12 protein-coding genes are annotated in these 12,986 nt (G+C 40.2%); 8 read left to right on the forward strand and 4 right to left on the reverse strand.

All coding sequences use genetic code 11. The features are described 5' to 3' along the window. The first annotated feature begins 91 nt into the window (after nt 1-91). The 4 genes from galU (at nt 92) to ACIQZD_RS06155 (ending at nt 3,213) form a co-directional block, all read left to right on the forward strand. Nucleotides 92-952: a UTP--glucose-1-phosphate uridylyltransferase GalU gene (galU, locus tag ACIQZD_RS06140; protein ID WP_402899490.1), complete on the forward strand. Its 861-nt coding sequence runs from the start codon at nt 92-94 to the stop codon at nt 950-952. Nucleotides 953-1,206: 254 nt separating this feature from the next. After that, a complete protein-coding gene (locus ACIQZD_RS06145) occupies nt 1,207-1,347 on the forward strand; it encodes a bacitracin ABC transporter ATP-binding protein (protein ID WP_402899493.1) in 141 nt (46 codons plus the stop codon). A 198-nt stretch (nt 1,348-1,545) separates the two neighbouring features. Next, nucleotides 1,546-2,940, forward strand: coding sequence for a cytochrome P450 (locus tag ACIQZD_RS06150; RefSeq protein WP_402899496.1), 1,395 nt, complete (start codon nt 1,546-1,548; stop codon nt 2,938-2,940). Nucleotides 2,941-3,039: 99 nt separating this feature from the next. Then, nucleotides 3,040-3,213, forward strand: a complete 174-nt coding sequence (locus ACIQZD_RS06155) for a hypothetical protein (protein ID WP_402899499.1) — start codon at nt 3,040-3,042, stop codon at nt 3,211-3,213. A gap of 279 nt (nt 3,214-3,492) precedes the next feature. Here the strand turns inward: ACIQZD_RS06155 and ACIQZD_RS06160 are convergent, their stop codons facing one another. Further along, on the reverse strand, nt 3,493-3,639 hold the full coding sequence (locus ACIQZD_RS06160) for a YjcZ family sporulation protein (protein WP_402899502.1): 147 nt from the start codon (nt 3,637-3,639) through the stop codon (nt 3,493-3,495). 396 nt (nt 3,640-4,035) lie between these two features. Between ACIQZD_RS06160 and ACIQZD_RS06165 the strand changes: the two genes are divergently transcribed. From ACIQZD_RS06165 to ACIQZD_RS06175, 3 genes are all read left to right on the forward strand, one after another. Then, complete coding sequence (locus tag ACIQZD_RS06165; RefSeq protein ID WP_402899989.1) at nt 4,036-5,367, forward strand: amino acid permease; 1,332 nt, start codon at nt 4,036-4,038, stop codon at nt 5,365-5,367. A 547-nt stretch (nt 5,368-5,914) separates the two neighbouring features. Continuing rightward, entirely contained in the window at nt 5,915-6,592 is a 678-nt protein-coding gene (locus ACIQZD_RS06170) for a FadR/GntR family transcriptional regulator (RefSeq protein WP_402899505.1), read from the forward strand. A gap of 56 nt (nt 6,593-6,648) precedes the next feature. Beyond that, entirely contained in the window at nt 6,649-7,833 is a 1,185-nt protein-coding gene (locus ACIQZD_RS06175; RefSeq protein ID WP_402899992.1) for a CynX/NimT family MFS transporter, read from the forward strand. A 462-nt stretch (nt 7,834-8,295) separates the two neighbouring features. Here ACIQZD_RS06175 and yhbH read toward each other — a convergent pair whose 3' ends face one another. Then, a complete protein-coding gene (yhbH, locus tag ACIQZD_RS06180) occupies nt 8,296-9,465 on the reverse strand; it encodes a sporulation protein YhbH (RefSeq protein ID WP_101223356.1) in 1,170 nt (389 codons plus the stop codon). Nucleotides 9,466-9,963: 498 nt separating this feature from the next. Then, nucleotides 9,964-10,143, reverse strand: a complete 180-nt coding sequence (locus tag ACIQZD_RS06185; RefSeq protein ID WP_063235975.1) for a hypothetical protein — start codon at nt 10,141-10,143, stop codon at nt 9,964-9,966. 119 nt (nt 10,144-10,262) lie between these two features. On the opposite strand from ACIQZD_RS06185, the gene ACIQZD_RS06190 reads away from it, so the two are divergent. Further along, nucleotides 10,263-10,472, forward strand: a complete 210-nt coding sequence (locus ACIQZD_RS06190; protein WP_137019792.1) for a hypothetical protein — start codon at nt 10,263-10,265, stop codon at nt 10,470-10,472. A gap of 189 nt (nt 10,473-10,661) precedes the next feature. Here the strand turns inward: ACIQZD_RS06190 and ACIQZD_RS06195 are convergent, their stop codons facing one another. Further along, complete coding sequence (locus tag ACIQZD_RS06195; RefSeq protein WP_402899510.1) at nt 10,662-12,557, reverse strand: PrkA family serine protein kinase; 1,896 nt, start codon at nt 12,555-12,557, stop codon at nt 10,662-10,664. Between the last annotated feature and the right edge of the window lie 429 nt (nt 12,558-12,986).

Consider the following 12,986-nt stretch of genomic DNA (forward strand, 5'->3'; position numbering starts at 1 on the left):
TAACCTTTTTTGATATAGGTCAACCAATGGCCACATAAAATGAAGGGTAGAACAAAAAGCATATAAAAGAACCTTAAAAAGGGGCTGGGCTATGATAAAGAAAGCGGTGATTCCAGCAGCCGGTTTAGGAACTCGATTTTTACCTGCTACGAAAGCTCAACCAAAGGAAATGCTGCCCATTGTCGATAAGCCGACCATTCAATATATTATCGAGGAAGCGGTTCAATCAGGGATTACAGATATTATCATCGTTACGGGTAAAAACAAACGTGCCATTGAAGATCATTTCGATAAATCCATTGAACTAGAAATGCTTCTGCAAATGAAAGGTCAAAATGATCTGCTTAAGATCGTGGAGAACATTTCCAACATGGTGGATATCCACTATGTAAGACAAAAGGAACCTTTAGGTCTGGGCCATGCAGTATTATGTGCCAAAACTTTTATTGGTAACGAACCTTTTGCCGTCCTGTTAGGTGATGATATCGTGGATAGCCAGGTTCCAGCTTTGAAGCAGTTAATGGAACGGTATAACAAGGTTCAAGCGAGCATTATCGGATGTAAGGAAGTGTCACCTGCCGATGTCTCCAAGTATGGGATCGTAAATTTCAAAGAACGATATGAGGATTTATTTCTGGTAAGAAACTTAGTGGAAAAGCCAAAAGTGGAGGATGCACCATCAACACAGGCGATTATTGGCCGATATATTTTATCACCTGAGATTTTTGAAATCCTTGAAACCGTACAGCCCGATCGGAAGGGGGAGATCCAGCTTACCGAAGCTTTAGACCTTTTGTTAGAAAAGGAACCATTATACTCGTATATCATCGAAGGAAATCGATATGACGTCGGCGATAAATTCGGCTTCCTTCAAGCTTCAATAGATTTCGCCATGAAACGACCTGAACTTCGTGATCAGCTAATAACATATATAAGGCAGCTGTTCCCATAATGAATAAATATAATCCACGCCCAATTACCTAGAGGTGATTGGGCTATTTCCACATTGGATTCACCCATTTGGTGGTAACTTCCACGTACCATAATCACTAAGCTAAATATAACAGTCTTTTATAAATGCTTCCGTGAGATGTAAATGCAAGGGAAAATGTTGGACAAAGAGAGAATAATTTATTAAAAGTGAGGTTATGTTGATAACGTATCCTTCATTATTATCCAAACAACTATATCCAGAAAGGATTGTACATGCATAAAAAAACTAATAATCCAATAATATCAGATGAATTTTTAGATCAAGTGGTTAAGGATATCAATGCAGAATTTGGCGGGCCCATTAATGAAAAAAATGATCGTTTCCAACATAGGGACGATGAAGAAAGAAGTTAAATCCCACATCATTAAATCTAAAGCTTTCATGAAAAACTCTGGCTTTATTCAGCCAGAGTTTTTTTATGGCTATCTTATATAACCTTATTACTTCCATAGAATTATCCGCCCTTTCTTTCACGACTTGTCCAAACCAATTTAGCTGATCCTCATAGAATGATTACATGTAATTATTTTAAAGAAAGGGGAAAAACCACATTGAACCACGATGATGATGTCTTCCTTAATTCTCCAAAGGTTCCAAAAGGAAGGCTGATTTCCGGACATACAAAGGAGTTTCAAGCAGATCCAATAGGTTTTCTGACCCGATTGGCCAAGGAATATGGAGAAGTCGCTAAATTCCGTTTAGGCCCATTCCAAAATGTTTATCACGTTTTAAATCCTGATTTAATAAAACAAATACTCGTAACAAAACAAAAATCCTTCATCAAATCCAAGGACTTCAATGTTTTAAAACCGCTTATCGGTGAAGGTCTACTTACAAGCGAAAAAGACTTTCATATGCGACAGAGAAGGCTTATCCAACCCTCTTTCAAAAAGAATCATATTAGCCAATACGCCAAGGATATGATTGATACCACAATGGATTATATTTCAACTTGGCAACATGATGAGGAACGGATCATAACGAAGGATATGATGGACATCACTCTCGGGATAATCAGCAAGACGATGTTCAGCATGGAATTCAAGGATGGGTATGAAATTGTTGGAAAACCGCTGGAAACCGCTTTAAGAATTACCGTCAAAAGGATGAGAAAGATTTTCCGTATGCCATTATGGGTACCTACCAAAATCAACCGTGAATATAAAAAGGCGATACAAAGACTTGATAAAGTGATTTACGGCATTATTGAAAAACGGAAGAACGACACAGTAAAACATGAAGACATGCTTGGGATCCTGATGGACGCACGTGATGCCGACGACGGACTGGGTATGACAAGCCATCAGGTCCGTGATGAATTAATGACTATTTTCCTTGCAGGTCATGAAACGACAGCAAATGCTCTTTCCTGGGCAATGTACGCAATTTCGAAGCATCCAGAAATTCAAGACAAGCTTTTCAGTGAAGTGAATAGCATAATCGGTCACCGGACACCCAAGCCTGAAGACTTCATGAAATTACCATACACTCAAAATATCATTCATGAAACACTTCGCCTGTACCCGCCACTGTATATCTTATCCCGTGATGTGACGGAGGATGTCGTAATAGGAGGATATCGCTTTAAAAAAGGCGATATGATTCTAATAAGTTCTTATGTGATGCAGCATGATCCAGAGTATTTTGATCAACCGGAATCATTTATTCCTGAGCGATTTGAAAATAACTTCATGAAAAGCCTGCCTGCGTTCGCTTACTTTCCATTTGGCGGAGGGCCGCGGGTTTGTATCGGCAATCATTTTGCCATGATGGAAGCGGTGTTTGTCCTGGCCTGCATTGCAAAGCGGTATAGGATAAAGCTTGCACCTGATCATCATGAAGTGACCCCCCTTCCATCCCTTACACTCAGACCCAAGAGTGGACTGCGCATGGTAATAGAAGAAAGAGATGCAGAAGCCTCCGAGCCTGGAGCATCCAATTTTTAAAGTGATAGAAATCAACCCCTATAAACATAACATTCATATTGGTTGGATTAACTCCTTTAACAGACTGGCCTATTCTTTTTTGAAAGGAGGGATGAAAAAATGTATATGCTCCATTCACCAAGGAAGGGAATCATCCACACTGAATTGCACTATTTAGGGATGGCCTCGCAGGTATATACCGGTTATTTGGAATTTCTAAGCGAAATTGAACCGATACAAGAAACCGAACACCTACAGCCGCCCCCTCTCCCCTTTTTATATGAAAACGGATAGTCTCGTTAGCTTTTCCCGCTATGTACACTTTGAACGTTGCCTACAGGCACTCGATTTCCGCGGGCGGTCCGGGAGCCTCCTCGGCGCCTTTGCACCTGCGGTGTCTCCCCTGGACTCACTTTTCCCGCAGGAGTCTCGTACCTTCCGTTCCAATCAACTTTGTTTAACTTATAGATAGACCCTTTTGTCTAAAGTCTTCATTGGATTGGGAATTTTTTAATTCCGAACCACTTTTGTCTACAAACTGGAACCGACCTTGAATGGTCGTTTTTTTGTTATTCAGCAGTATGTTCCGTAACCCTGGGTGCCCCGGCCGTCATATCCGCCGCCGCAAGTGCTGGCTCCAACAATTACTAAAAGGATAAACAAAACGACTATAAAGGCGAAACCTCCGCCAAATCCAAAACCGCCATCACAACCTGACATATATGAAACATCTCCTTATTCATTTTTATGCAAGGACTTGAACTGATTGCATCATCTTATTCACTACCAAACAAAATGTCAGTAATAATGCGATTAAACAGAATTATTTTTCTCTCTTTTCAATACGTATTTAATTCAATAGAGTGCGGAAGTGCCTTGCGCCGATTTGTTAATTTTTCCTTTGATTTATTTCATAAAATCCAAATACTTTTAGATAATAAAAACCATTCCTGTTTTGCTGATTAGGAATCTATTCCAGTTCACCTGCCTAAATTGACATTTTTCCGATTCATGATATATTTACATAGTACTTTAGCACGTGAAAGCGTTCGATAACAAAAGAACTTCCTGGTTTTACTGATAGACTATTTTATTAAAAGGAAAGGCATGAATAAAATGGAGAAGACTCATCAAGATTTAAAAAAGGGCCTATTGCCTAGGCATGTCCAGTTCATTGCTTTAGCCGGAATGATAGGAACAGGGATTTTTAAGGGGAGTTCCGATACATTGAATATGGCAGGTCCAAGTGTTGTAATAGCCTATTTAATAGGGGGGCTATTGTTATTTATTGTAATGGCCGCATTAGGAGAGATGGCAACCGCTTTTCCTAATTTGAACGTACAGCATCTCATTAATAAAGCCTTTGGGTTTCAACTATCCTTCATTGTCGGATGGCTCTATTGGTTTAACTGGATTATCGTGATCATTGTGGAAATAGTCGCAGCCGGAAGCTTTCTACAATACTGGTTTCCTACAGTACCATTATGGCTGTTAAGTATACTTAGCGCTTCCGTAATTATAGGAATAAATTTGTTTCAAGTAAAATACTATGGAGAACTCGAATTTTGGTTCGCAGGAATTAAAATAATAACCTTGATTGCCTTTATTATTTTAGGAGCTTTGATCATGCTAGGACTTTTTCCTAGTTCGGCTTCATTTTCTAATTACACGGAACATGGTGGTTTTTTCCCCCAAGGAATTGACGGAATGTTAAGTGCACTTTTAGTGGTAATGTTTTCATATGGTGGTGCAGAATTAATTGGTGTAGCCGTTACGGAAACAAAAGATAGTCAGCGAGTCATACCAAAAATCATTAAAGGAACAGTGTGGCGGGTGATTCTTTTCTATGTCTTGCCGATACTTATTATTTGCGGGGTAATACCTTGGAACCAAGTAAGTACTGAAGTAAGTCCTTTCGTTCAGGTTTTCAGCTTAACGGGTCTTCCCGGAGCCGCCGATATCATGAATTTCGTTCTTTTAACCGCTGTCTTATCAGCTGCAAATTCAGGTATATACGCTACTTCAAGGACACTGTTCACTCTTTCCCAAAACGGGGAAGCGCCTAAGGTATTTTTAAAAACAACAAAAAAGGGTATCCCGCTTAATGGTATATTTTTAACTACATTTTGCATATTGGCTGGTGTGTTTTTATCCTATTTGTATCCCGACCTGATTTTAAGCTACCTTATGGCCATTCCTGGATTCACAGTTTTATTATTATGGATCAGTATTTGTTCAGCACAACTGAAGTTGCGTAAGCAATACATTGGCAAACCAGGTTTCCGGGTAAAATGGTACCCATTTACAACTATATTAGCCATCACGGCATTAAGCATTATCTTTTTGGCATTTATCTTTAATAAGCAAAACATCATTGGAACCACAGTATGTCTTGTCACGTTAGTGATATTTATCCTTCTTTCTTTTATTGTCAAACAAAAAAAATAGAAATATATACTTCAGACTGTAGGCAAACTCGATTTTCATCGAGTTTGCCTACAGTCTTTTTAGTGCTAGAACAATTTGAACGTCGATTGGAACGTAGGGCACTCGCTTTCCGCGGGCGGTCCGGAAGCCTCCTCGGCGCCTTTGCGCCTGCGGGGTCTCCCTTGGACTCGCTCCAATAAACTGGAATGTTTTTTTAAAAACTATAGACCAACTGGCGTTTCTTTAAATTTGTCTATAGTCTGGCTGTTCCATCAATAGAAATGGTCTCACCCCTAACCATGATTTTAAACAAACCTGGGTTACGGCTTTTGGGATGAAACCCTCTCTGGATTGAAGAAATTTGAATAACTGGCTTGCCGAGACCCCGCTAGATGCTTGCTTTTATGAGGCAGGCAGTCGGCGGAAAGGGAGCAGATTTCTGAAATTTTTTTCTGAAGATAAAAGGGAAACAAATTTGGATTTAAAATACTCGTTTGCTCCATTTCCCAACATACATATGTTAAAATAACCAATGAACCAATCATCCTACAAATCCGAGGTGTATATCTTGACCATATCTAAAACAAATCGATTATCACTTGTAGAGCAAGTGGTTTCCCAAATCGAATCGTTAATCGAATCAGGTGAATGGGAAATTGGAAATCAAATTCCCCCTGAAATGGATTTGATCCAACAGTTCGATGTAAGCAGAAATACATTAAGGGAAGCTGTACGATCACTTGTTTATGCAGGGCTTTTAGTAACGAAACAAGGAAAGGGGACATTCGTAAGGTCATCTAGTGCCTTGGGGGCTGCTTTTGAAAGAAGGATCCAGCAGTCAAGTTTATTAGAAACGTTAGAGGTCCGTCATGCCCTTGAAAGAGAGGGAGCCCAGTTAGCGGCATTAAGACGTAATCAAGAAGATATAGAACGATTGCGGTTTCATATAACAGCATGCAGTATAGCGGCCGAAGCAAAGGATATCAAGGCTTACGAGGAAGCCGATATACTGTTGCATAAATCGATTATGGGTTCATCACATAATGATTTATTGATTGATTTGTACGAACATATGGAACACTCCCTGCATGAATCCATCCATCAGATAGTGGAAATGAGTTCTGATATGAACTTTCATTTGAACATTCATTGCAAACTTGTAGATGCCATCATCGAACAAGATGTGAACCGGGCAATCGAAACAGTGAATGAATACATTGCACAATTCAAAAAATCTTTAGAGTAAGTAAGGAGGAGATTATGGGCATTCATCAAGCGGCAAATCAACTAGAACAAACAAAGATGGATATTAAACCCAGAGTTGGACTACTCATCATCGGAATCATTCTTCTCGGGGCAAATCTGAGGGCTCCCTTAACATCGGTTGGCCCCCTTGTCACTTCGATCCGTGATAACTTGGGGATATCAAATACATTATCAGGTTCATTAACGACATTGCCTTTGCTTTCCTTTGCTTTATTATCACCGTTTGCACCTAGGATAGCACGGCGTTTTGGAATGGAGCTTACGCTTTTCCTTTCCTTGATATTACTAACAATCGGAATTGGGATACGCTCAGTTGGCGGAGTGCCGACATTGTTCATAGGGACCATTTTAATAGGCTTAGCCATTGCAATAGGCAATGTATTGTTACCAAGTCTGATTAAACATAACTTTGCCAGGAACATCGGTTTGATGACAGGAACCTATGCTGTTTCCATGAATTTATGTGGCGCAATAGGTTCCGGGATCAGCATTCCCCTTGCTTCATCATCGGGATTGGGATGGGCTGGTGCCCTTGGATGTTGGGGAATTTTATCACTTATTACAGTTTTCTTATGGATGCCGCAAATAAGACGGCCATTCAACTCAGGTAAGGATGTACAAACGGCACAAAAGGATAAAAAGATTAACTTATGGCGTTCTGGTTTAGCCTGGCAGATTACATTCTTCATGGGTTTGCAATCGTTTATTTTCTATACAGTAATTACCTGGATGCCGGAAATCCTGGAGCAAAAAGGCCTGAACGCTGATGAAGCTGGCTGGATGCTATCCATCATGCAGCTTGCAGTCATTCCAATAACATTCCTTGTGCCAATTTTAGCTGGACGCTTACAAAGTCAGCGACTGTTAGTGGTCCCGCCTGTCGTCTTCCTTATTGCAGGGATATTCGGCATATTATATGGAAGCACTCTCTTCATACCAGTATGCATGATATTGATCGGGATTGGAGTTGGAACCATATTCAGTTTATCGATGATGTTCTTTAGTCTTCGAACACAAAGCACCCATGAGGCGACGGAATTATCAGGAATGGCTCAATCATTCGGGTACCTCTTAGCTGCCATTGGACCAGTATTATTCGGCTTGCTCCATGACATTACACACAGCTGGACAGTTCCCTTATTGATGTTGGCCGCAATATCGGCACTTATTTTCATTGTTGGAATGCGTGCAGGAAATAATGAATATGTAACTACTCAATAAAGCCAGTAAAGGTATAAAAGGTTCTAAACGGCCATGGCCCCGGTATTGTACCGGGGCCATTTACATACCAGCCACTGATAGCAGTACGACAGGTTCCTATTTCGTGGTTTTAATTTCGAATAAAGAGAATGGTCTGTGGTTTAAATTGAGAAGGAATGTATGGCGTTCTCGCTTCGGTCATTTCGTGGCTCCCTTATCTTTAGTAAATTATCAACCTTAAACTCTGTCAGATAAGTAAGTTTCACCTTCTCCTTTTAGGTAAACCATTTTTTATTTTGTGCTTCATTTGAATATTTGTTCATTCATAAAATTATATGTAACTTAATGAACCTCGCATACAAAAAGCATTGGAATAAAACGAATTCACATGCCAAACGATAATAGGGAATTGAACGAAAAATAAAAAAAGATTGTAGAGAGAATGACGCTTCCCTACAATCCAGAACAAGCTAACTTATTTCTTTAAGCATACTTCTTACTTTCCTCGTCTTTAAAAAAGCTCTTCATTGCATGGAAAACGTCAGCCTTTTGCTTAAGGATATAGTACCTGAATTTTTCATTATCGATGTTCTTATAAGCTGTCATCAATGTCGAATGACGATTGTATTGATTGACTTCACCATAACCGAACATATTGGAAACCTTCATGAGTTCTTCAACAAGCTTAACGCAGCGGACGTTGTCGGATGTTAGGTTATCACCATCGGAAAAGTGAAACGGATAGATATTGAATTTCGCGGGGTCATATTTATGATCAATAAGTTCTAATGCTTTTCGGTATACGGACGAACAAATCGTACCGCCGCTTTCCCCTTTTGAAAAGAAATCCTCTTCCGGAACAACTTTCGCTTCTGTATGATGGGCAATGAACTCGATTTCCACCGTTTCATATTTTGTCCGCAAGAAACGGTTCATCCAAAAGAAAAAGCTTCGAGCCATATATTTTTCCCATAACCCCATGCTTCCGGAAGTATCCATCATTGCCAGTACAACCGCTTTGGAATCAGGTTTCTGAATCTCATTCCAGGTTTTGAATTTAAAATCTTCCTTATAAATAGGATGAAAACCTGGGTCCCCCCTTAAAGCGTTCCGTTTGAAAGCCGATATCATCGTTTTCTTTTTGTCGATATTTCCCATTAGGCCTGTCTTGCGGATGTCGTTGAATTCGATGTGCTCAAGCGTGTGCTCTGCGTGTTCTTTCTTCTGAAGATTAGGGAGTTCCAATTGACTGAACAGTGCTTCCTCCAATTCCATCATCGACACTTCGGCTTCATAATAATCCTCGCCGGCCTTGTCACCTGCACCTTGACCCTTACCGGCCCCGGCATCGGACGGTGAGCCATCCCTCGCGACCACATCCCCCACTTTACTGTCTCCATCGCCTTGCCCTACATGTTTGTTTTTATCATAGTTATAACGAATTTTGTATTCATCCAAGGAGCGAATGGGAATCTTGATAACATCCCGGCCATTGGACATCACGATGCTTTCTTCTGAAATTAGATCAGGCAAATTATTCTTGATCGCTTCCTGCACCTTTTCCTGATGACGTTGTTGATCATCATAGCCTTTCCGATGGAGGGACCAATTTTCCTGTGAGATAACATACTGTTGATTACTCTCTTCCGACATTCTCTTCCCCCCTTAAAAATGTTTGCACGCTTTTCATCATTCCTTCATATAATAAATTAGTGTGGGAAAGCCCACATCATTCCGGTTTTCCAATCAAAAATACAGTGCGAAAAAACGGATTAAAAGAAAAGTATTACTCTATCTTATGCAGCGATGCTGGATAATTTACAACAAAATTCAATAATGGACGTTTACCTACGAACTAGACAAGTCCTGATATGGGCATTAGAGGCCCTTTAAAGTTTTTAAAAAATGCTACTGCAAAATAAACATTTCAAGAAAACGAACAGACCTGATGATCATCAGGTCTGTTCGTTTTCTAGCAGGTTTTCTTTTGTCGGATTATAGGATAACTTAAATGCCAGCGTAATTGTCTGCTGCAAAACAGAGACTTCCAGGGACATATCAAAAAAGCAATGAATACAACAAAAAGGGTGCACCAGCAGTTTTTCTGGACACCCTTTTACACAGATAGAATGATTCTGGTTGTGATATTCGTCAATCTTTATCTTCCTCTATTTCATGTTGAACTGTACCTGGGCGTTTATCCCACTCTTTCAATTCTTCATTCGTCCTTTGATTTTCCATCTGCTTTCCAAGTTCTTTCATCTCTTCATAATCTTTAGCCATGGAGCTATTTTCCGGAACATGTTCTTTTTTCAATTCTTCCTTACTCATTTGCAATCACCTCTGCTTATTGATACCCAATATTTCCAAATCCAAAACGTAACATATCTAATGGAAATATGGGGTATAGATAAAGACATTATGAGCAAATGTAAGGAGGTGTAAGAAATATGCAAACAACTACCCTTTATGTAAAGGAAGCAACGTCAGAAGGTCCGATTTTAAATCTGGAGTCCATACTTATGAAAACGGAAGGTGTGGAACGCGCGATCATCGATGTTGATGATGGTGAAATTAAAATCGATCATAGCGAAGAAAAACTATCACCGAATCAACTTATTACACTTATTGAACAGTATGGCTTGAATGTAACTAAATAGAAATCAAAGCACCGGACTCCCTCCCACTCAGAAGGGCCCGGTGCTTTAATCTCTTGCCTTCTATAATCACCCTTTAGCAAAAGATGCATGATTTTAAGGGAATTCAGAAGTCCACCTTTCATTCATTTTACCTTCCGCAAAAGGCCATAAACCCCTGCCCAATTGGGGGCAGGGGCAAAAAAGTATGGATTACCGATTTAACAAGCTACCCACATAGCGCAGCAAATCATTGGCTGATGTGGAATTATAACCGTGCTCGTCGATAAGTCTCGTGATGACCTCGTTCACTTTCTTCAGTTGCCTTTCGTCTGGTGTCTTCGTTGAAGTAGTGATCTTAACGACATCCTTCAAATCAGCGAATAGTTTTTTCTGGATTGCTTCCCGTAAACGATCATGGGAATTATAATCGAATCGCTTACCTTTACGCGCATATGCAGAAATGCGAATCAATATTTCTTCGCGGAATGCTTTTTTTGCATTCTCGGAAATTCCAATTTGCTCTTCTATCGAGCGCATCAATTTTTCATCAGGGTTGATTTCCTCCCCAGTCAATGGATCGCGCAGCCTTGATTTATTGCAGTATGCTTCGACATTATCCAGATAATTATCCATGAGGATCTTCGCCGACTCTTCATATGAATAAACAAATGCCTTTTGGACTTCATTTTTTGCAATGGCATCGTATTCTTTACGTGCCAGTGAAATGAAATTCAAATACCTCTCCCGAAGTTCGTTCGTAATGGACGGATGCTGGTCAAGACCTGCTTTTAATGACATAAGTACATCCAATGCATTAATGGATGGATTATCCTTACGAATGATCGTAGAGGAAATTCGGTTAATCACGTAACGCGGATCGATTCCGCTCATTCCTTCGTCCTGATATTCTTTTTTCAATTCATTGATGTCTGCGGAATTAAATCCTTCGACATTTTCCCCATCATAAAGCCTCATCTTTTTCACTAAATCGATATCGCCCTTTTTGGGATCCTTCAGGCGTGTCATGATGCTGAAGATTGCCGCCACCCTTAATGTATGCGGAGCTATATGAACATCCGAGACATCACTTTCACGGATCATTTTTTCATAAATCTTTTCTTCCTCGGTAACCTTCAGATTATATGGAATCGGCATGACAATGATACGGGAATGCAATGCTTCATTTTTCTTATTGGAAATGAACGCTTTATACTCCGTTTCATTCGTATGAGCCACAATGAGTTCATCGGCACTGATCAATGCAAAACGTCCTGCTTTAAAATTACCCTCTTGTGTCAATGAGAGCAAATGCCATAAGAACTTCTCATCACATTTTAGCATCTCCTGGAACTCCATCATCCCGCGGTTCGCCTTGTTCAGCTCGCCATCAAAACGATAGGCCCGCGGATCTGATTCAGATCCGTATTCGGCAATGGTCGAAAAATCGATGCTGCCCGTCAAATCAGCAATATCCTGTGATTTAGGGTCTGAAGGACTGAATGTTCCAATTCCAACACGCTTATCCTCCGAAAGGAAAATACGCTCGACCATCACATCTTCAATCCTGCTTCCATACTCCTGTTCTAACCTCATTACATTCAGCGGCGATAGGTTTCCTTCTATCCTTATTCCATATTCTTCAAAGAAATCATCCCGTAAATACTGCGGAATGAGATGCAGTGGATCTTCATGCATCGGGCATCCTTTTATTGCATAAATGGCACCAGAGTCTTTTAGTGAATAATTTTCAAGGCCACGCTTCAGTAAAGAAACGAGTGTGGACTTCCCGCCTGACACCGGACCCATTAGAAGCAATATCCGCTTACGGACATCGAGCCGCTTTGCCGCCGGATGGAAATATTCCTCGATGAGCCTTTCCAGTGAATCTTCAAGGCCAAACAACTGACCGCTGAAAAAATTGTATTTCTTTGTCCCATTTACTTCCTCTATCCCTGCATCTCTGATCATGTTGTATACACGTGAATGAGCAGATTGAGCAACTAAAGGCGTTTCTTTCAATATTTCTAAGTACTCTGCGAAGGTGCCTTCCCACTTCAGCTTCTGTTCATCTTCTCTAAATTTTTCGATTTTCTTTAAAATATCCATTAAGGAACCTCCCCCTGTCACTTTCAGAGAATACTTAAATCTATGCTCCAAGTCTGACAAACATGTCAGACTTTAAAAAGTCGCCGGCCATTGTTTCGAATAGCCCTTGGCTCTCCATGTATCGAAACAGGCTTAATCATTGAAGAATTGAAGAGAATTATGCTGACAAGAAAAATTGTGTGCACTACTGCTAAAAATTAGGGTATACTAAGCCTATACTTAAGTGGGACAATATGGGTAAAGGGAGGTCACAGCATGGGCACAGTTATTATCGTTGGGGTTACCATTACATTTTTAGCCGCTATCTTCACTGCCGGGTATAATGATAAACCAGGTGTGAAATAAAAAAATAACAGCTCTTCTTAAATTCCAAAAAGGGGACAGCAAATTAAATTTGCCGTCCCCTTTTTTTCACCCTTCATCGATATT

The sequence above is a fragment of the Peribacillus sp. NPDC096447 genome, assembly GCF_044762725.1.
GTDB lineage: Bacteria > Bacillota > Bacilli > Bacillales > DSM-1321 > Peribacillus.